Source organism: Bradyrhizobium sp. Leo114, from assembly GCF_055229415.2.
In genome coordinates, this window is the sequence record NZ_JBUYEN020000018.1 from 120721 (window position 1) to 141038 (window position 20318).

14 protein-coding genes, 1 pseudogene and 1 riboswitch are annotated in these 20318 nt (G+C 59.8%); of the genes and pseudogenes, 12 read left to right on the plus strand and 3 right to left on the minus strand.

Features of this window, described 5'->3' with window-relative positions:
* Positions 1-11 precede the first annotated feature (11 nt).
* Positions 12-1328: a thiolase family protein gene (locus tag ACZIRK_RS22795; RefSeq protein ID WP_349645049.1), complete on the minus strand. Its 1317-nt coding sequence runs from the start codon at positions 1326-1328 to the stop codon at positions 12-14.
* 4 nt (positions 1329-1332) lie between these two features.
* Positions 1333-2545: pseudogene (locus ACZIRK_RS22800) on the minus strand (ABC transporter substrate-binding protein).
* 240 nt (positions 2546-2785) lie between these two features.
* Between ACZIRK_RS22800 and ACZIRK_RS22805 the strand changes: the two are divergent.
* The 4 genes from ACZIRK_RS22805 to ACZIRK_RS22820 all read left to right on the plus strand — a co-directional run bounded on the left by ACZIRK_RS22805 (position 2786) and on the right by ACZIRK_RS22820 (position 8073).
* Entirely contained in the window at positions 2786-3328 is a 543-nt protein-coding gene (locus ACZIRK_RS22805) for a MarR family winged helix-turn-helix transcriptional regulator (protein WP_130223236.1), read from the plus strand.
* Positions 3329-3419: 91 nt separating this feature from the next.
* A riboswitch (cobalamin riboswitch) is annotated at positions 3420-3619 on the plus strand.
* Between the two features lie 124 nt (positions 3620-3743).
* Positions 3744-6017: a TonB-dependent receptor gene (locus tag ACZIRK_RS22810; RefSeq protein ID WP_463328148.1), complete on the plus strand. Its 2274-nt coding sequence runs from the start codon at positions 3744-3746 to the stop codon at positions 6015-6017.
* Between the two features lie 2 nt (positions 6018-6019).
* Positions 6020-7468, plus strand: coding sequence for a PepSY domain-containing protein (locus ACZIRK_RS22815; RefSeq protein WP_130223238.1), 1449 nt, complete (start codon positions 6020-6022; stop codon positions 7466-7468).
* Positions 7469-7602: 134 nt separating this feature from the next.
* Complete coding sequence (locus ACZIRK_RS22820) at positions 7603-8073, plus strand: MarR family winged helix-turn-helix transcriptional regulator (RefSeq protein WP_130223240.1); 471 nt, start codon at positions 7603-7605, stop codon at positions 8071-8073.
* A gap of 117 nt (positions 8074-8190) precedes the next feature.
* Here the strand turns inward: ACZIRK_RS22820 and ACZIRK_RS22825 are convergent, their stop codons facing one another.
* The gene (locus tag ACZIRK_RS22825; RefSeq protein ID WP_130223242.1) at positions 8191-9795 is read right to left on the minus strand and encodes a porin; all 1605 of its coding nucleotides are present in this window, start codon (positions 9793-9795) and stop codon (positions 8191-8193) included.
* A 607-nt stretch (positions 9796-10402) separates the two neighbouring features.
* On the opposite strand from ACZIRK_RS22825, the gene ACZIRK_RS22830 reads away from it, so the two are divergent.
* The 8 genes from ACZIRK_RS22830 (at position 10403) to ACZIRK_RS22865 (ending at position 19956) form a co-directional block, all read left to right on the plus strand.
* Entirely contained in the window at positions 10403-10549 is a 147-nt protein-coding gene (locus ACZIRK_RS22830; RefSeq protein WP_165435048.1) for a hypothetical protein, read from the plus strand.
* An 845-nt stretch (positions 10550-11394) separates the two neighbouring features.
* Entirely contained in the window at positions 11395-12402 is a 1008-nt protein-coding gene (locus ACZIRK_RS22835) for an AraC family transcriptional regulator (RefSeq protein WP_130223244.1), read from the plus strand.
* A gap of 162 nt (positions 12403-12564) precedes the next feature.
* The gene (locus tag ACZIRK_RS22840) at positions 12565-13431 is read left to right on the plus strand and encodes an AraC family transcriptional regulator (RefSeq protein ID WP_165435049.1); all 867 of its coding nucleotides are present in this window, start codon (positions 12565-12567) and stop codon (positions 13429-13431) included.
* Positions 13432-13597: 166 nt separating this feature from the next.
* Complete coding sequence (locus ACZIRK_RS22845) at positions 13598-14341, plus strand: S1 family peptidase (protein WP_130223248.1); 744 nt, start codon at positions 13598-13600, stop codon at positions 14339-14341.
* A 283-nt stretch (positions 14342-14624) separates the two neighbouring features.
* Positions 14625-15569, plus strand: a complete 945-nt coding sequence (locus tag ACZIRK_RS22850) for a helix-turn-helix transcriptional regulator (protein ID WP_130223250.1) — start codon at positions 14625-14627, stop codon at positions 15567-15569.
* Between the two features lie 339 nt (positions 15570-15908).
* Positions 15909-16142, plus strand: coding sequence for a hypothetical protein (locus ACZIRK_RS22855; RefSeq protein ID WP_130223252.1), 234 nt, complete (start codon positions 15909-15911; stop codon positions 16140-16142).
* 227 nt (positions 16143-16369) lie between these two features.
* A complete protein-coding gene (locus tag ACZIRK_RS22860; RefSeq protein WP_130223254.1) occupies positions 16370-17428 on the plus strand; it encodes an HAD family hydrolase in 1059 nt (352 codons plus the stop codon).
* A 206-nt stretch (positions 17429-17634) separates the two neighbouring features.
* Positions 17635-19956, plus strand: coding sequence for a tetratricopeptide repeat protein (locus ACZIRK_RS22865; protein ID WP_463328138.1), 2322 nt, complete (start codon positions 17635-17637; stop codon positions 19954-19956).
* Positions 19957-20318 lie beyond the last annotated feature (362 nt).

Here is a 20318-nt window from a genome sequence, read left to right on the forward strand (position 1 = left end):
CCGGGCCATGACTAGGATGCTCGCTCGTAGACGATGACGGCGGCGAGCGCCTCTTCGAGTCCGATCACGCCGCCACCGTTCTCCTGGAGGGCAATACGTGCATTCGGGACTTGTCGGGCCCCCGCCTCGCCACGCAACTGGGCCACCAATTCGAAGCACATGGACAGGCCGGTGGCGCCTATTGGATGACCTTTGGAGACCAACCCGCCGGATGTGTTAATGGGTAGCGCGCCGCCGATCTTCGTCGCGCCGCTGGCTACGAATTGTCCTCCCTCGCCGACGTCGCAAAAGCGCAACATCTCGCTCTGATAGATCTCGCAGAAGGAGGTGGCATCATGTACCTCGGCAACATCGACGTCGCTGGGTTTGATGCCCGCCATCGCGTAGGCGCGATCGGCCGCCGCTCGCGAAAGGCTTGGTTCGTCCGGGAGGCGATACTTGCCGCCAGTCACGGCCAGCCCTCGGATCAGAACGGCACGGCGCTGCACCTCCGCGGGCTGGGCGCGAAGGAACGTTTCCGAGCAAAGCAAAGCCGCAGCGGCACCGTCTCCGATCGGCGCACACATCGATCGTGTCAGCGGGTCCGAGACCATCCTGTCGCCAAGGACCTGTTGTGGAGTCATTTCGAAGCGATATTGCGCATTTGGATTGAGCGCGCCGTTGCAGTGGTTCTTTGCTGCACCGATTGCGATCTGCTCGGCGGTGGTTCCGTAGAGCTGCATATGCAGCCTGGCCTGCATCGCGTAGGTGTCCATCGCTACCGTGCGGTCAGGAGATCGCTGGAATGGCTTTCCCACTTCGCGACCGATCTGCGCGTAATGTTCCTCCCACTCCTGCGGATCGAAACTGTCCAATCCGCGCTCGAACTCCGCGAGCATGGCGGCCTGATTATCTGGATCGTAGAGTTTCTCAACCCCAAGGGCGAGGGTGAGATCGGCATCGCCGGCGCGAATCTCCTTAAAAGCTGCGGCTAACGCCAGGCTGGCGGTGGCACAGCCGCCTTCCACGTTCACGATCGGCGCCCGTTCCGGAAACCAGCCCTCGCGGACGAGCGGAATGAAGCACACGTTGCCGCGCGCAGAGGCTTGTCCCCAGTAATGCATGAGACAATTGCCGAACCAGGCGGCTTCGATGGGCGGGCATTCCTCAAGCTTCGCGTCCGACAGCGCCCCGAAATAGGCGTCTCGCGTGAGCTGTTTGAAGGACTTGTCCGGCCATCGCCCAAACGGGGTCGCATAAGCCCCGAGAACATACACATTGTTGGTCAAACGATCGCTCCTCATGATGAAGGTTGTTCGCGTGCCACTGCGTGCTGGCGCGCTGCGCATTCGACTAGCCGCGTTTCGCGACCAGGGGGCAGGTGCTTTGGTCCAGGGGACGGAATGCCTTGTCGCCGGGAGTAGCCGAGAGTATCTTGAAGAGATCCCACTCTCCCTTCGATTCTTGCGGCTTCTTGACCTGGAGCAGCAGAATGTCATGCAACATGATGCCATCGGCACGAACGCGCCCATCGGGCACCATCGGATCCCTGACCGGAAGTTCGCGAATCTTGTTTTGCGATCGCCTCGCGATCGTCACTGCCTGCCGCTGCGACGCTCTTGAGATAATGCAGCGCGGCCGAATAGACACCCATTTGGACCGAGGTCGGCATGCGGCCTTGACGCTTTTGGAAACGTTCCGCCCAGGCGCGGGTTTCCGGCGTGCGATCCCAATAGTAGCCGTCGGAAACGATCAGCCCTTGCGCCTCTTTCAGACCCACGGCGTGAGCGTCGGTGAGGTAGAACAGTCCGGTCGCCAATCTCTGGCTTTGCGTGATTCCGAACTCGTTTGCCTGTTTGACAGAGTTGATGGTGTCGGAACCGGCGTTCAACAGGGCGACCACATCGGCCTTCGAAGCTTGCGCCTGCAATAGAAAGGACGAGAAGTCCGCCGTGTTCAGCGGCGTCTTGACGGATCCCACCACGGTGCCGCCGCTGGCTTTGATCGCCGCCGTCAGGTCTGCTGAAAGCGCCTCGCCCCAGGCATAATCCACCGGAAGGAAGAACCAGGACTTCCCCCCGCTTTCGGTAACTGCGCGGCCCATGGCGTTGGCGAGTGCGTAGCTGTCGTAGACCCACATAAATCCGTACGGCGAGCACGCCTCGGCGGTGAACTTTGAAGTGCCGCCCCCGGCGGCGATCAGAATTCCGGACTTGTTTCTGACGATGTCCTGAATAGCGAGCAGGATTCCGGAGTTCGGAACGTCGAGGATAAGGTCGACTTGCTCGACGTCGAGCCATTTGCGGGCAATGGATGTCGCTACGTCGACCTTTTGCAGGTGATCGGCCGAGATCAATTTCACCGGTTTGCCGAGCACGCTTCCGCCGAAATCTTCGATCGCCATCTGCGCTGCTACGACCGAACCTTTTCCCGAGCCGTCGGCGTAGGGTCCGCTCTGATCGTTGAGCACCCCTATGGTGATGCCGTTTGGCCCTGCATTTGCGGGCGGCGCCGCCAGCACTGCAACAAGAACCGCAATCGAAGCCGTCCAAAATTTCCAGTTCACAATTTCCTCCCATCCTAACAGCTCTGTTGTTTTTGCTCGAAGCTGTCGTGCGTTCCTGCCCCAAGTGGCGACAGAACGACTGTCTCCAGCCTAAGGCCGGTCACGGCACTGAAACCTGCGACCGGATGGCGACAGATACCCCAATAATTTATATAGTACAAGTTTATTGTGATATTTGGCGTTGCGGGACGTCTGGCTGGGACCTAGATTGTCGGTTAAGGAGGTGGCGGATTCACAGGGATGGTCGGTTTGGTGAAGCAGCAGAATTCCTCTCACGCCTCTAAGGCGCAGTCAGAAGTCCCAGCCGATCTTCGCAAAAAGACTCTGAAGGCGTTTTTGCTGCATTTCTTCGCCAACGTGATTCTTGCCGCAGACGCCGAAGCCGCACTGGAGCCCTACGGTCTCACCCGCCTGCACAATCGTGTGTTGGTTCTGACCGCGATGAATCCGGGAGCGACGGTCAGTGATCTCTTGCGTGCGATGCGTGTGTCGCACCAGAATTTGAATCCGACCATGCGGCAACTCGTCAAGGACGGCCTGCTGATCGCGAAGATTGGCGAAGAGGACCGAAGGCAGAAACGACTCTACCCTACGGCCAAAGGCCGCAAACTTGTTCAGACAGTGCTCCGCCGGCAATTCGCGCGCCTGGAGGCCGCTTTGGCCGATTGCGGCCCTGATGCGACGAATGCGTTCCTCGCCGTGCACGAGAAGCTTGTAGACAAGGACGATCTGAGATGGGCAGAGCGGCTTGCGGAAGATCCCTCTGGACTCGCAGATGTTTGATACCAAGGACGGCTTGGCCGGCCGGCCCGACGTGGCTTCTCCGCTCCGTCCAGAGCCTGCAATGAGAGGATTGACTTCGGCTCAGACAACCTCCTAGATCACGACTGACGGTTCCCCTTACGGGGATCAAAAGGGAACGCGGTGCGGGGACTTCTCCTCTATGCCGCGGCTGCCCCCGCAACTGTGAGCGGCGAATCTTTCGTCATGCGCCACTGGGAGCCTCGGTCCTGGGAAGGCGACGAAGGGTTGGGACCCGCAAGCCAGGAGACCTGCCGTCAGCCGTGGTCACACGCAAAAATGTCGGTCGGGGAGTACAGACATTGTTTTCGTCCGGCGTGCCATAGGCACGTTCGAGCGAGACCTCGTTTGCGGTGACGTGCCACTGACGTCATACCGAGGTCTGCTCGTGCTCTCTATCGTTCCTATCGTAAGGCAGCGTGATGCTGCGCGGCTCGCTTTCAGATACTTCCTGCCGGTTCTCCTGCTCGAATCTTCTTCGGCAAAGGCCCAGCAGCCTGAGACGTCCCATGTCTTGCCTCCGGTGAGCGTTATCCAGCCGCAAAAGCCTGCGGCAAAGCGTCTCAATCATCAGCGTTCAACTTCCGCAGCGCGACCTGCGCAATCTCAGTCGAGCCGGAGCCCGGCGGCGCGAAGCACCACGCCCTCCGCAACATCCGACAGGCCATCTCCGACGCTAAACCTGAACAAGCTGAACGCGAGTGGCAGCCGCCTCAACCTCACTCCGCTGCAGACGCCCGCCAGCGTCGAAACGATTACGTCGCAGACCATCGCAGAACGCGGCCAGCATAATGTCACGGACGCGGTCACCCAGAACGCAGTGGGCTTTACCGCGAGCCCGGCGCCCGGCAATGGCGGCCTCTCGTTCAGCACGCGCGGCTTCACCGGAAGCAATTCGGTGATGACGCTGTACGATGGCACTCGCCTCTATGTTGGCGCAGGAACCGTGACCTTTCCATTCGATACGTGGTCGGCGGATCGCATCGAGGTCATGCGCGGGCCAGCCTCCGTTCTGTACGGGGAAGGCGCAATTGGTGGGATCATCAATGTGATCCCCAAGAAACCGGTCACGACGCCCTACAACGATGCCGAGATATCGCTCGACACCAATACGACGCGACGCATTGCGGTGGATAGCGGCGGCCCGATCAATCCGAACGTATCCTATCGCGTCAATGCCATCGGCAACATCTCGAACGGCTGGGTTGATCGCGACGAGACGTCGAATGTTGCGGTCTCCGCCGCGGTGCGGGTCCAGGCCGCCGAAAACCTCGCTTTCACACTCTCGAACGACTACAGCAATCGAAGCCCCTCGCGCTATTTCGGCACACCGCTGATCAACGGCGGGATCGACGACACGTTGCGGTTCAAGAACTACAACGTGCTCGACAGCGCGATCCGCTATCAGGATAACTGGAGCCAGTTCAAGACCGAGTGGGACGTGACGGAAGGAGTCAAGGTCCAGAACACACTCTACTATCTGACCAGCCGTCGGCATTGGCGTGATGTCGAGAACTATAGTTGGAATCCTGCAACACGGTTGATCGACCGAACCAGCTACATCGAGATATTCCACGACCAGGCTCAGGTCGGTAACCGGATGGACGCAACGTTTCGTGGTCATCTGCTGGGCTTCGCCAACGAGTTCGTTGCGGGCTTCGACGTCAACCGGATCGATTTTACCCACACCAACAATTCGCCCTATGGCGGCGCATCTTCGGTTGATCCCTATGCCGGCGACATGGGGTCTTTTGCGACCTCCACGACGCGAACCACGCCCGGCTACAATGCGATCGTCAATCAATATGCGTTGTTTGCCGAGGACCGGCTGTCGCTGACCGATCAGTTGTCCGTTGTAAGCGGTATCAGGTTCGACCGGCCGGATGTCGACCGCACCGATTACAGGACACCAACGAATAATTTCGATATCTCGCTGTCGGGCACGAGCTGGCGAACCGGCGTGGTCTACACGCCCGTCTCGAACCTCGCCTTTTACGGACAGTATGCGACAGCCGTCGATCCCGTCACCAATCTCATCTCGCTGTCGGCCACGCAGAAAACCTTCCAGCTTGCCACGGGCAAGCAAACCGAGGTTGGGGTCAAGCAATCATTCTGGGGCGGCCGTGGTGAATGGACGCTGGCAGGTTACGAAATCGTCAAGAACAACCTGCTGGTCCCGGATCCCAACAATCCCGCCGGCCTGGCGCTGCAAGTCGGCCAGCAATCGTCGCGCGGGATCGAAGCATCGATCGGCCTGGCACTGAATGATGGTTGGCGCGTCGATGCCAATCTCGCGGTGCTGCGGGCCCGGTACGACAACTTCAGCCAGGTGGTGGGCGGCAAACTCGTCAGCTACGCCGGCAACGTTCCGACGAATGTGCCGCAGCAGGTATCGAACGTGTGGCTGACCTGGGACTTCGCGCCGAACTGGTCCGTCTACGGCGGCGTGCAGATCGTAGGGCAAACATTCTCCGATAACGCCAATACCCAGCTTCGCCCCGCCTACACCGTGGTCAACGGCGGACTGCGCTGGAAGCCTGACGGGCAAACCACGGTGGCGCTTCGCCTCTACAATCTCTTCGACACTGTCTACGCCACGTCCGCCCCTTCCGGGCAATGGCTGCTCGGCATGCCGCGCACGGCAGAAGTGTCCGTCAACGTGAAGTTCTGATCATGCGCCGCGCGTTGATCCGGAAAGGACGGCGGTGGCTTTACATCACCCATCGCTGGATCGGCATCGCGACCTGCCTGCTGTTTGCGATGTGGTTCGTCTCGGGCATCGTCATGATGTACGTGGCGTTCCCGCAGTTGACCGATCGCGAGCGCTGGGCGGCGCTGCCACCGATCGCCTGGGACCGCGTGCTCGTGGCGCCCGATCGGGCCATGGCCATCGCCGGTGTTGCGAACTATCCGCGCGATCTTCGCCTCGTCATGCTGAACGATATCCCCGTCTATCGGCTGCTGGACTGGAATGGCGCACGCAAGACCATATCGGCAACGGACGGTCATTCGATCGAGGACATCACGACCGAGCAGGCGCTGGCGATCGCCCGCCATCATCCGAATGCCGTGCATCCAAGGCTGATTGGCACAATCGAACGCGATCAATGGAGTGTCACGGCGCGCTATGATCCCTTGCGGCCGCTCCTCCTGGTGTCGCTCGGAGATGAAGCCGGAACCGAGCTCTATGTCTCGGCGAAGACCGGTGAACTGGCGCTCGACACCACGCGACGTGAGCGGATCTGGAATTGGCTAGGCTCGATCCCACACTGGATCTATCCCACGGTCCTCCGCCAGGATGGCGCAACTTGGCGGCAAGCGGTGCTCTGGATATCAGGCATCTGCCTCGTGGTGGCGGTTACCGGTTTCTGGATCGGCATTCTACGGCTGCGATTGCGCCAGCGTTATGCCCGGGGCAGCATCACGCCTTATCGGGGATGGATGGCCTGGCATCACATCGCCGGATTGATCGGCGGCATCTTCGTCCTGACATGGACATTCAGCGGTTGGCTGTCGCTTAATCCGAGCGAGTATTTTGCAGGCCGAGGCCCGAGCCGGGAGATGGCGGTCCGATATGCTGGGCATGATGCGCCGCGGATTGTCGCAGCCTTCCAATCGATGCCTCCGCTCGGAGCGGTCGAAGCTCGCTTTGTCTGGCTCGGCGGCCATCCGCTGATGGTGCTCACCGACCGCGACGGCGATCAGACTGTTGCCGATCCGGCAAGCGGCGCCACGAAGGTGCTTTCCGACGACGAGATTTTCTCAGCGGCGAATAGCTTGTTGCCAAACGCCGCGATGACCGCGCGCCTCCGCCTCCAGCAGTTCGATGATTATTGGTATTCGCATCACAATGAGCGGCTTCTGCCGGTGTTGCGCGTGGGCTTCGACGACGCGGCTGAGAGCTGGTTCTACATTGATCCGCGCAATGGCGATATTCTCGGCCGCGTCGACAACAGCCGCCGGGCGTATCGCTGGCTGTTCAATGCGCTGCACAGTCTCGATTTTCCGCCGCTGCTGCGCCATCGCCCAGCATGGGACATCGCTGTGTTGCTGCTGTCGCTCATTGGAATGATCATATCGACGAGTGGCATCGTCATAGGCTGGCGGCGACTGCGATCCTAGGGACAATGTCCGGCGCGCGGTGACAGCCAAGAGATCAGGACAAAGGCCGCAGCAGCCAAGCCGAATCTCCTTTACAAAACCTGAGCGCGAGATCAGTATCTCTACACGCGGAGATTTCACGTCGGCAGGTTTCCATGAGAAACTACGAAGCGAGCCGCAGGTTCATTTCGGAAGTCACCGCAATGGTCAGTCGTCTGGAGGCCATTCGCCACTACTGGGCGCGGCATCTCGGCATAACCGATGCTCAGTGGATCATTATTGTTGCCTTGGCCGAGTTAGACGGACGCGAGGGTGTATCCGTCGAGGCCATAGCGAAGACGCTGCAGGTGAATACATCTTTTGTCGTGAGGCAATTGAAACTGTTGGAGAGAGCGGGTCTGCTTCAACGTGAGTCCCCCTCCTCGAACACTCAGCTAGCAACTCTCTCTTTGACAGAAGCTGCCTACGCGCATCTGGCGATGCTGTCGTCTGAACAAGATGCGCTGCATGAGTTCATTCTGGCTGAGTTTGGACGCCCTGAACTCGACAGGGTGATCGACAGGCTCGCCAGTTTGAACCATCAGCTTGAAAAGGCCGCGGACGAAAAGGCCCCGCTATCTTCGTAGCGCAGTCTATCCGAGGCCGCGTCCTCACTGCACCGCATAGCAAAACTTGTCGCGCAAACAGAAACCCCCGGCAATCGCTTGCCGGGGGCCTTGATTAAGATTCCTTTGACGAGTGGATCAGAAGTTGCGCTGAACGCGGACGTTCAAGCTGTACGTATCCTGGTCCCTGAAGTCGTACCGAGCGGTCGGCATCGGCGCCGATGGGGTAAGGATAGCGGAGCCAGTGAACTTCTGGTCGAGATGGAACCACATGAATTCGGCCGAGAACGTCAGGTTCTTGACCGGGGTCCAGCGGGTGATCGTACCGAGCTGCGAGACATTGAAGTCGGGGTTACAGCTGAAGTCGGCACTGACCGCCGAGAGGCGGGCAGCAGTGAAGGTGGAGCAGACGAAGAATTTTGCCGTGTTATCGTAGCTGACCGCCGAGTAGCTGCCGAACAAGCTGCTCGACCAGTAAGGATCCCAGTTGTGGTTATACGCACCACGGACGCCCCATGCTGTCGTCAGATGGATTTTCCCATCAGCACCAAACAACGGGCCCGCAAGGCCGGCCGGTGCCCACACTCCGTCAGTCACCGCCCCGAAGCCGATGCTTCCGAAGGAGCCGAAATTATTGGCGCCACCGAAGATCGTGAAGGGGTTAGGCGATGTCGCCGACGTCGAGATCACCTGCTTGGTGTTACCTTTGGCAAAGGTGGCATCGATCTTGAAGTCGTCGCCGGGGCCGGTCGGGATGTTCTTGATCTGCAACGCAGCCATCACCGCACCACCCCACTTGGTGTCGGGGTGACCGGAGAGTTCAGACAGGTTGGTCGGCGCCGCACCCGGCAGACCGGTTGCACCAGCGGGAGCACCGACCGTATTCAGGACGTTGTAGGAGCCGTTGACTTCATGTGCCGAAGCCGAAATCTGGAACAGACCCCAAGCCTGATCGATGCGGATGTTACCGACGACGTCCGGCGCATGCACACCGGCATAGGCGTTGGCGACAGCGCCCTGTGACGTGAGCGGCACGGTCAGGTTGGCCACGACGGTGCGGTCGAAGACGGTCGGATCATCAAGGCCGATGGTGCCCGAGATGCCGTTGCCGAACTGCGCAGTGTACTGGATGTTGTTCACGCCGGTGACGGTGTCATGACCGCCGAGCAGGAAGGACGAGTTGTTGCCCGGATAACCATGCCATGGCGTCGCGAAGGCCGAAGCCGACTTACCGAAGGTGAAGCCCGCGAACTGAATGAACACGAATTCGACCGCGACATAGCCGCCGCCGGGGGTATCAAGCAGGTTGGCGCTTGCGACCGGCAGGCTCTGGTTGATCGAGTTCGGGTTGTAGGTGTTGTTGCCGAGCGTCGAGAACTGGAAGTCGGCCTGACCGAAGGTGCGGACGACGCCATATTCCGTTGCTGTGCGGGTATCGACCGTCAGCGCCATGCGGGAGCGGGCGGAGAAGTAGTCTTGATAGCGGTTGGTTTGACCCGCATCACCGCTCCAGGCTGGCGCGTTGTAGATGCCGCCGTTGAACGTGGTGTCGACACGCAGGTAGCCACCGATCTTCATGCAGGTGTCGGTGCCAGGGATGTACCAGAAACCGGCGCCGTAAAGCGAACAGATCCTCACGTACTCGACCGCTTTGGCCTTGACGGGAAGATCGGCCGCCTGTGCCCCGCCCATGGCGAGCAGACCCGCCGCTGAGCCGAGGATAAGGCTCTTAACCATCTTCATGTTAAACCTCCAAGTTGCTCTATAAGGAAGAGCTGCGGATCCGCCGGGTAAACACCCTGAAGCTGATTCCCTAGTCCCCCCAAAACCCGTCAAGCCGCTTCGCGCTTTCGGACTCCCGCGAAAACGCGAGGGACTTAAGCGAACCACCAAGAACGGGACGACTTCGGGATGCCCCCCTCCGTCGCTGTTCCATAAGAAACGAAGGTCTCCTAAGGCGCAACAAGAGAGAGAGGACTCCGCAGGCGCCTTCGCTTCTTTTCGGACGCATGTTGCACAAATATCACGGCACCGTGAGTGCGCGTGATCGAATAACACACTGAAATACTTAGCTTATTTTGCCTCAGCGTCGGACTGAAATTTAGGCACTCATCAGAAGGGAACTCGATAGCGCGTGCGCGGAGAGGTTTACGACGGCATGAGATGTACCCCACGAGAGAATCATCGGGGAGAATCATTCTTCCTTGGTGTCGCCGATCGATTGCTGGACCCATGTGCCTCGCAACCCGCCAAGACCTTGCGGCGAAGGAGCCGACGAAGGCGCAGGCGATCGACCAGGCGATCAATGAGAGGTTGTCGCTGGCTCAAGATCAGGTGCTCACGCTGCAAGATGCCGCATGGCATCGATCTCGCCATCCTGCCGCACATGGCGACCATGGCAGTCCATGAGCTTGCCATCCGGCTGCACCGCCAGGAATGCGCCGAGCAGGTGCTCCAGCTAGCGTTGCAGGGCACATCGCCCGGTCCGCCCCATTGATCTACGTCAATATGTAGTTGTTACCGTTCTTCCCTTTATTGCGGGCGGCCTTGGCACCGTGGGCGGGCCGAGCACCTTTCGGATTGTCGTAACGCCCGCCCCGATCGGATCGAGACCCGCGCTACGCTGCTATCCAACGTCTTCAAGGAGGAAAATATGCTGAACATGCGAACACTGTTGGCAGTCGCCATACTTCCATTCCTTGCAATCTCATCATCGGCACAAACAGGACAACAGATGGATAGGACTAGGGCCATACGCGCTGAATGCTTCAGGCAGGCCAATGAGGCGGCAAGATCCCAAGTGGGCATGGCTTCTGCTAATCCCGCTGCCACTGCCGAAGGGAACGCTGTCGGCGCAGACGCCTATTACTCGTGCATCCGTAGAAACGGGCTCCGAAGGTAAACACACCCTCGCCGAGGATCGGTCTCACCTGCATCCACTTGCGCTTGGACTGCCGAAATATCCCGGAGCGCGAGATACTCACGCAGGTCCGGCAGATCCTCGACGAGTGCTGCCGCCAATGCACAAGCACTTGCCGTACAGGCTATTGCGACCGCCGTCGTCTGAACCAGCTGCGATGCCGCGCTGTCATCGACACGGCTATCATCGACGTGCGGAGCAATATGCATTTTGTGCCAAGTATTCGAGCAGTTGCCCACAGGTAATACTGGTCCTACAATACAACCGAGATCTCGGCCCGCCTCGGATCTCGAATCGACTTGATGGCGTTGCCCGCTCTTCTTTTGCGACCGAAATCGCTCTTCCCGATTCCCAGTGTTCTCCTTGCTGTAAGCTTAGTTGTCCCGAGTGATTAGTAGCTCTGTTTTCGGGAGAGAACAGAAATGGCGTGGAGTAGAGTTTTTAATTTATCTGATCCGTCACAGTGCAAGGCAGTTATTTGGTCCGCGGACATAGAACTTTTTCCGACGGCGAAAGGAAGCTTTCATGCCGAAATTGCGCAGATCGGCATAAACAGGCTTTTGGTGCAACGATATCAAGTGTCGCTTCCGCAGGTTAACACCCTCGCGATCAGTCCAGGCCGCAGATCAATTGGCTTTCTTACCGAACCCAATGAATCGGCCTTCCTGCACTGCGGCCTGGAGGTCTTGGCCAGCGATCTCGTCGTAAACAGGTCCGACGTCGTACATCAACGATCTGGCGCAAACCTCCACTATGGCACGATCTCTCTCGCGGCTGATGACTTTGATGCTGCTGCCGAGGCAGTACTCGGTCGCGAGTTTGTCGAAATGCCGCAGAATCGAATTGTCCGCCCGCATTCTGCGGCGATGCTCCGACTGCTGAAACTGCACAAGAGCATTGGGCTGCTCGCTCATGACATGCCGGATGTTCTCGAAATCCCGGAAGTGGGACGGGCACTCGAGAATGAGCTCACTTATGTCATGGTGAGGTGCGTTGCCCAAGGCGCCGCTGTAGAGTCGAGGACCGGTAGCCGTCGTCACGACGCCATCGTCGCACGATTTGAGGAATTCCTGGAGGCCAATCCCGACCGGCCGCTTTATCTTGCGGAAATCTGCGCAGCGATTGGCGTCGCGGAGCGCACGCTCCGCGCCTCCTGCGAAGAGCATTTAGGAATGGGGCCGATCCGTTATCTCGCCCTGCGCCGAATGCACCTCGTACACCGCGCGCTCCTGAGCTCGGACCATTCAAAGCGGACCGTCACCCAGATTGTCACCGACCACGGTTTTTGGGAACTCGGCCGCTTTTCGGTTGCCTACCACGCACTGTTTGGCGAGGCGCCATCGCATACCTTGCGGCGATCGGTCGAGCTGCCGGAAACGCGTCCCAATCGCCCAACATCGCTTGCAGCCACAAACTTGCGGGCAGCTTGAGCCAGACAGGGACTTAATACAATGTCGTGGGCAAGAGTTCTCAGATTTACCGATCCGTTTCCCTGTCAGGCGGCCGTTCAAGCGACTGATGTCGAGATACTCCCCACAACGAAGGGAGATTTTTGGGCCGAGATTACACAGATTGGCATGACCAGACTTTGGATGCAGCGTTTCACTGTATCTTTGCCGCAAATCAGCAACGTTGCGTGCAGACCCGACCGGCGATCGATCATCTTTCTCACCGAATCCAATTCGTCCCCACTACAGCACTGTGGCCAAGACGTCTTGCCTGGTGACATCATCATTAACAGAACTGACGTTGCACATCATCGATCCGGCCATGATTATCATTTAGGGGCGATGTCTCTCCCGATCGATGAATTCGACGCCGCGGTCGAAGCGATAGCTGGCGGTGGTTTCAGCAAGCGGCTGGATGAGCGTAGCGTTCACCCGAATCCTGCGTTGATGTCGCGGCTGCTGAAGCTGCACAAGGTGGTCGGACAACTCGCCCATGAAACCCCCGATGTACTCGCAATACCGGAAGTGCTTCGTGCCCTCGAGAGCGAACTGGTGCATGTCATGGTCCGGTGCCTCGTGGAATGCGTCGTGCTGGAAACGACCATGGGCGACCGTCGCCATGACGCGATCGTCGCGCGGTTCGAGGAATTTTTGGAGGCCAATCCCGACCGCCCACTTTATCTCACGGAAATCTGCGCGGCGATTGGTGTCGCCGAACGCACCCTTCGCGCCTCCTGTGAGGAACATTTTGGCATGGGACCGATCCGTTATCTCACCTTGCGCCGAATGCACCTTGTGCGGCGGGCGCTCTTGAGGTCGGACCCATCAACGGCAACTGTCACGCAAATCGTGGCCGACCACGGCTTTTGGGAACTGGGGCGCTTTTCAGTTGCCTACCGAATGTTCTTCGGAGAAACGCCGTCGTGCACCTTGCGGCGCCCGCCGGCGGACCCGAGGGTTCGGCTCGACCGCCCATCAACCCTTGCTTTTGCCGGGCCCGGCCTCGCCTGAACCGGGTGCGCGTGATCGCAAACGCGCGGTCGCCTGCGACAAAATCATGCCACTACGCGCGGAAAATCGCTAAATTCGGAAAAACCTCCGGATAAGGCGGTGAGTTCGATTGCTCTCTTGCTGGCTTCGCTCTCCCCTGCAAGAGGGGAGAAGGAGGCCCTTTGGAATGCGCAAACGCATTTTTTACGGGGCACTCGTTGTTTTCGTTCTGCTCGCAAATACGCAGCGGATTTCTGCGGCTTGCGTCGATCCCACACAGGTTGCGCACTCAGCGGTCAGCATCTTCAGGCATTTCGATGACGCGGAGCGCGAGTCGCATCGGGGCCTCGTCGGCGTGCGAGGCACCGGTTGGTTCCTGTCACCAACAACGATCGTCACCGCTGAACATGTCACCGCCGGCATGGAGCTATCGACGCAGGACTGGAAGTCGCTTGAAATCGTGGACGGGAACGACAGTCAATTCATCGCCGCCCGAATCCTGCGCCTGGCTGGAGGGCAGATGGAAAAGCTGGCCGTAATCGAACTCGGACGCGCCGTTCTCAACGCCCAGAGTGCGGCGATCCGCCACGAGCCACTCGTTCCGGAAGAGCAGGTCGTGGCGCTTGCCTATGGGGCAGGCCGCCCGCAACTCGTCGGAGGACGGTTCGTTCGATTTGGAGACGGCGGGAAGTTGTCGGGCATGGCACTCCTTGAAATGTATGAGGGCGAGAATCGCCTTATCATCGATCACGGTGCGTCGGGAGCACCGGTTCTTGATTGCGGAGGTCGCGTTACGGCGGTCCTGAGCCACGTGTTTACCCAGAACGTTGGGTGGGCCCACCGGCAGATCAGGACTTCGACAGCATGGGGAATGCCCAACGTCGCGTCCGTGCCGGTCCAGGCGTTGGAAGAATTTGCCGAGACGAGATGAGAGCCGGGTCGTCGCATCGTCAGTGTCGCCACAAAATGGGCATCCGGCCACAATTGCTCCGCCAACTACGAAAGACCGCCCGCGGGCGGTCTTTCCACTGAGGGGGCACCTATGGTCGCAGCACCTGGTCGAGATTATCGACCGGCTTGCCGGATTTGCATATTCTTCACATTCCACCCCCGCCATCGACCTTCCGAACCCGCATAGCCGACGACGGCCGACTGCTTGATGCTGCCTTCCTCGATGAGACCGGACCGTGCACCGGTCCGACGGGACGGCGCAGATGGCAGAAGGCGCGACACTCACGTTTGGCGACGCTGACGGCTATGCCGCAGGATTCGGCGATGTCCGTATCAATCTAACGATAACGGGTGCCGGCGATTTCGAGGCACGGCTAACACGGTTGAGATTGAACCACCTGGAATTGTGTCGGTGCCGGGAAATCCTTCCGCGCATCGCATATATTTCGCTGCCCCCCGAACGGATATTCCTTTCTTTTCCGCTGGGTACCGCGTCCCTCGTGTCCGATGGGCTTGTCTTGCGGAACGGCGACATGGTTTTGCACGGTCGCGGCGAAAGCACCCATCAGCGCTCCCACGGCGCGTCCCAATGGGGCTTGATAGCCCTATCGCCGGACCAATTCGGGACTTGCAGCAAAGCCTTGACTGGACGGGAAATCGCGCCGCCGCCCGTGAGCAGAGTGCTCCACCCTACCCGCGCGGATATATCAAGATTTCGTCTTCTCTTCAGAGAAGCTTGCTACCTTGCAGAGGCTGGACGGAAATTGATCGAGCGCCCCGAGGTAGCAAGAGCGCTGGAGCAGGAATTGCTCCACGCGATCATCGATTGTCTGACCGCCGACGACATCGACAACAATAACTCCAAGGCAAGACACCATCACACTGCCGTCATGCATCGATTCGAAGATGGCCTAAGCAAACGCATCGATCAAAGACTCAAAATGCCTGCGCTTTGTGCCGAGATCGGCGTGCCGGAGCGTAGCCTGCGGATGTGTTGCGCGGAGTTCCTCGGCGTAAGCCCCGCACGATATCTCTTGTTGCGGCGATTGAACCAGGCTCGTTCGGCACTGCGACGCGCCGATCCTTCGATAGCCACCGTCGCGGAGGTCGCGCGAAATCATCAATTCCTGGAGCTTGGACGCTTTGCGGTGACGTATCGCACCACCTTCGGAGAGTCGCCTTCCGTCACGCTGCAACGCGATCCGTGATCTGATCCGCCGAAAGCGCACAGCCAGCCCTGCGAAGCCAACATTAGCCTCAGCCTCGTAGGCGAGGCTTTCAATCCTTTGTGCCGATTGACGACTGCGGGCCTAGTCGCTGCGGAACGGCGGCAACGCGCTTTGGTATACCGCTTTCCATCACGCCCTCAATCTGCCGAATGTGCATAGCGCATTCAGGGCCTTTCGCCCAATTTGCCGTCGCAAAGCGTCGGACCGATTGCCGGTTGCGATCTCGCATGAACCGGCAAAGGCAAGTTGGTCGGCGGGTGGAGGTGGGCGAAGGCTGCGGCCCGGGGCTTTCGGCAGCCGCCAACTAAGGAAGCAACCATGAGCTTGTTCCGACCAATTTCGGGCGCTCTTGTCTTGGCGTGTGCTGCGCTCGGCGCCCCGGCGACTGCCTTCCAGTACGACTGGAACCTGTTGCCGATCGGTCAGCAGCTATGGCTGCAGCACCTCCTGACATACGAGAAATTCCCGCCGCTGCAGGCGCCGGAGAGCTACAACCTCAGCGGGATCCTGGACGAGGTCAAGAAGGCCCATTCCCGCGCAGCGAGCGACTAAGCTGCATGAAGCGTGCGCGATGTGAACAGGCAGACGCCCTACGGGGCGTCTGCACACGACCGTTGGAGCGAAAGATGGCTTCTACGCCTGCCCAGAATATTCAACCTTCGCTCCGATCCGTTCGAGCGGGCTCAGCACGAGTCCGGCGACTACGTGCGCTGGGTCATCGAACACGCCTTCCTGCTCGTGCCGCGCAAGCGATCGTGGCGCAGAATTAGGAGACGATCATGCAAGCTCTCTTGCACTATCGCACGAACCGCCGCGTTCTGATTTCGATCTTGACGCTGTTGCCTGCCTTGTCCAGTCCGCTCCTGACGATCCCGGCATTGGCGCAAACAACGTCGCAGGCTCCATTGCCTTCATGGAACGATGGGGCCGCGAAACAGGCGATCCTCGACTTCGTGCGCGTCACGACCGACACCGCGAGCCCGAACCACGTGCCACCGGAGAATCGAATTGCCGTCTTTGACCAGGACGGCACGCTCTGGGTCGAGCATCCGATGTACACGCAAGTGCTCTACTGCCTGGAGCGCGTCCCGGCGGTGGTCGAGAAAAAGCCGGAGCTCAAGAACGTCGCGCCGTTCAAGACCGTGCTCTCGGGCGATCGGGAGGCGATCGCCAGGCTTTCCTTGAGGGACCTGGAGGAGATCCTGGCTGCGACGCTGACGGGGATGTCGGTGGAGGAGTTCAAGGCCGAAGCGAAGCAGTGGATCGCGACCGCGCGGGATCCACGCTGGAAGCGCCCCTACACCGAGCTCGTTTATCAGCCGATGCTCGAAGTCCTGCAATTCCTGCGTGATAACGGTTTCAAGACCTTTATCGTGACAGGTGGAGGGCAGGACTTCGTGCGTGTATACGCCGAACAGGTCTATGGCATCCCGCCTGAGCAGGTCGTCGGTACCGCGGGGGGAACGAAATACAGCTACGGCAAGGACGGCAAGCCGTTTTTGACCAAGGAGCCTAAGCTTATCCTGAACGACGACAACGCCGGCAAACCGGAAGGGATTCACCTCATGATCGGACGTCGGCCGTATGCGGCGTTCGGCAACTCGACGGGCGATCGCGAGATGCTGGAGTGGACCGGTGCGGGTGCTGGTGCGCGTCTGAAGATGCTGGTGCTGCATGACGATGCCGCCCGCGAATACGCCTACGGCCCGGCACAAGGTCTGCCGGACACCAAGGTCGGCACTTTCACGCCCGCGCTCTATGACGAGGCCAGGAAGGACGGCTGGACGGTGATCAGCATGAAAGACGATTGGAAGCGACTGTTTCCGTTCGAGCAGTAGCACCGATTCTGAAGGGGACCCGGCAGGCGATGGACCGGCTCAGCCGGCAATGTCGCGCGGACATTTTGCCGAATCTGCATAGCGCGGGACAGCACCAGAGGATTTGCTGGAATTCGTCCTTAGCCTGCAGCGGGTAGCAATTCGTGGCGCGCAGCGACAACAGAGCAGATAGGAACCAGAGGCCACCGACGCGCGCCGCCACGTGGATGGCGATGGCAGTTCTCGCGTTGGGTGGTTGTGCACTCCTGTTTGCCACCAATGGCGGTATCGTCCGCCCGGCGGCTTTTCGTTCAAGCAAGGCCGCCTCTGCTGCCGTCTTTGTCGGCAGTGAAGCCTGCGCCAGGTGCCATCAGGCCGAAACCGCGTTGTGGAAGGAGTCCCAGCACAAGCATGCCATGCAGCACGCCACCGCCGCTTCCGTGCTTGGGAATTTCAATGACACCGGTTTCGACTATTTCGGCGTCCATTCGCGGTTCTTCAAGAAGGAGAACAAATTCTTCGTCGAGACGGATGGTCCTGACGGCAAGCTTGCGAACTTCGAGATCAAGTACACCTTCGGCATCGATCCGCTCCAGCAATATCTGATCGAGTTCCCCGATGGTCGTATTCAGGCGCTTTCAATCGCCTGGGATAGCCGGCCGAAGGACAAGGGCGGGCAACGCTGGTTTCATCTCTATCCCAATGAGGAGATCAAGCACGACGACGTGCTGCACTGGACCAAGCTCAATCAGAACTGGAATTTCATGTGTGCGGAGTGCCACTCCACGGGCATCCGGAAGAACTACGACGCGGCCGAGGACCGCTTTCGCACGACCTGGACGGAGATCAGCGTCGGCTGCGAGGCATGCCACGGCAAAGGCTCGCGGCACGTCGCTTGGGCGCAGAGCCAGCGGAACTGGTTTGGAAAAGACGATGACACGCGCAAGGGGCTAGCCGTCTTGCTGAACGAGCGGGATGGCATTAGTTGGCACCCCGATCCGAAGACCGGCAACCCGCAACGCAGCATCGCTCCTGCGGTGACACGCAGGGAGGTCGAGACTTGCGGATTGTGCCACGCCCGACGCGGTGAATTTTCGGAAGACTGGGTACCAGGACAACCATTGTCCGACACGCATGCCGTTTCCCTCCTTGCTCCTGGCCTGTATCACGCGGACGGGCAGATGCTCGATGAGGTCTATAACTACGGCCCGTTCAAGCAAAGCAAGATGTTCGCGGCTGGCGTGACCTGCAGCGACTGCCATGACCCTCATGCGGCCAAGCTCCGCGCTTCAGGCGACGGCGTTTGCCTGCAATGCCACGCCTCCGACAAATATGAAGTTGCCTCACATCATCGCCACGAAGGCGTTGTGCCGGCCGTGGCTTGCGCGTCGTGCCACATGCCGGTCAGCACCTACATGGTGATCGACAAGCGGCATGACCACAGCCTTCGAATTCCGAGGCCGGATCTCTCCGTAAAGCTTGGCACCCCGAATGCCTGCAACAATTGTCATGCCGACAGATCCGCACAATGGGCGGCCGACGCGATCGAGCGCTGGCACGGACCGGTCCGGAAAGGCTTTCAGAATTACGCCGAGGCTTTCCAGGCTTCCTGGACCGGCCGCGCCGACGCTGCCACACTGCTGGCCCTGGTGGCGGCCAATCCCACCGCGCCGACCATCGCACGTGCGAGCGCGCTTGGCGAACTTCATTCGCGGGTCTCGGGCGCGAATATCGAGCTTGCGCGCAAGGGATTGGCAGATGCCGACCCGATGGTGCGGGTCGCAGCGCTTGACATGCTCGACGGCCTTCCGGGCGAGCGGATCTGGCCGTTGGTCGCGCCGCTTCTTGCCGATCCAAGCGGCGGCGTTCGTATCAGGGCGGTGTCGATCTTGGCCGCCGTTCCGAGCGCGGCCCAGCCCTCGGCGGACCGCGCAGCCTTCGAAGGGGCCGCTGCCGAGTTCATTGCGGCGCAACGTCTCAACGCCGACCGACCCGAGGCACGATCGACCCTCGGAAACTTCTTTGCGCGGCGCGGATTGGCAGCCGATGCAGAGAGCGAATACAAGGCGGCCCTGCGGCTCAGCCCGCAATATGCGCCTGCGGCGATCAATCTGGCGGACCTTTATCGGCAGCTTGGCCGGGACCGCGACGGCGAAAGTGTTCTGAGAACTGCGATCACGTCTTCACGCCAGGACGCCGGCTTGCACCACGCCCTCGGGCTCAGCCTGACGCGGCAGAAGCGGCCGGATGACGCGCTTGGCGAATTCCGCACGGCGAGCGAGCTCGAACCTGACCGGTCGCGCTACGCCTATGTCTACGCCGTGGCACTACATTCGTCGGGCCGCATCGGGGAATCGATTGAAGTCTTGAAGGCGAACCTGACCCGCCATCCGGACGATCGCGAGTCCCTGTCTGCCCTCGTCTCGTTCAGCCGCGATTCCGGCAATATTGCTGCCGCCCTTGAATACGCCGAGCGACTGTCTCGCCTCCTGCCGAATGACCGTGAACTGACCCGCCTCGCCGACGATCTTCGCGCACGTTTGAAGTGAGTTGACAGCGCTTTCCTGCCGCTGCGGACGAACTGCGCATCGCAGGAGAGTATCGGCGGCACACCGAGTTATGTCAGTCTGCTGACCCTTCAAATGTCGAACTGGAGGTGATCCTGCCTCGCAGAACAGGACCATATTTTCGTGATCGTGATAGCGTGCGTAGCTCGCCGATCTTCCTTGCCGATCGACGCTGCCTTAACACGTCAGCACAGCTTACCTAGCGCCGCCGACACTGTGCTGATTCGGCGCATCTATGTCTTTATCTTTGCTGGGCGAGATGAGACCTTGTCATCGGACGCGATGATAACAACGATCGGAATGGCAGGAAGACCCAGGTGGGCCGAACGAACAAGGAAGTGGCC

Bases quoted from the DNA above. Each gene is read 5' to 3' on its own strand.
- ACZIRK_RS22795 (WP_349645049.1), bottom strand. From the start codon at position 1,328: ATGCGCAGCGCGCCAGCACGCAGTGGCACGCGAACAACCTTCATCATG.
- ACZIRK_RS22805 (WP_130223236.1), top strand. From the start codon at position 2,786: ATGGTCGGTTTGGTGAAGCAGCAGAATTCCTCTCACGCCTCTAAGGCG.
- ACZIRK_RS22815 (WP_130223238.1), top strand. From the start codon at position 6,020: ATGCGCCGCGCGTTGATCCGGAAAGGACGGCGGTGGCTTTACATCACC.
- ACZIRK_RS22820 (WP_130223240.1), top strand. From the start codon at position 7,603: ATGAGAAACTACGAAGCGAGCCGCAGGTTCATTTCGGAAGTCACCGCA.
- ACZIRK_RS22825 (WP_130223242.1), bottom strand. From the start codon at position 9,795: ATGAAGATGGTTAAGAGCCTTATCCTCGGCTCAGCGGCGGGTCTGCTC.
- ACZIRK_RS22830 (WP_165435048.1), top strand. From the start codon at position 10,403: ATGCCGCATGGCATCGATCTCGCCATCCTGCCGCACATGGCGACCATG.
- ACZIRK_RS22835 (WP_130223244.1), top strand. From the start codon at position 11,395: ATGGCGTGGAGTAGAGTTTTTAATTTATCTGATCCGTCACAGTGCAAG.
- ACZIRK_RS22840 (WP_165435049.1), top strand. From the start codon at position 12,565: ATGCAGCGTTTCACTGTATCTTTGCCGCAAATCAGCAACGTTGCGTGC.
- ACZIRK_RS22845 (WP_130223248.1), top strand. From the start codon at position 13,598: ATGCGCAAACGCATTTTTTACGGGGCACTCGTTGTTTTCGTTCTGCTC.
- ACZIRK_RS22850 (WP_130223250.1), top strand. From the start codon at position 14,625: ATGGCAGAAGGCGCGACACTCACGTTTGGCGACGCTGACGGCTATGCC.
- ACZIRK_RS22855 (WP_130223252.1), top strand. From the start codon at position 15,909: ATGAGCTTGTTCCGACCAATTTCGGGCGCTCTTGTCTTGGCGTGTGCT.
- ACZIRK_RS22860 (WP_130223254.1), top strand. From the start codon at position 16,370: ATGCAAGCTCTCTTGCACTATCGCACGAACCGCCGCGTTCTGATTTCG.
- ACZIRK_RS22865 (WP_463328138.1), top strand. From the start codon at position 17,635: ATGGCGATGGCAGTTCTCGCGTTGGGTGGTTGTGCACTCCTGTTTGCC.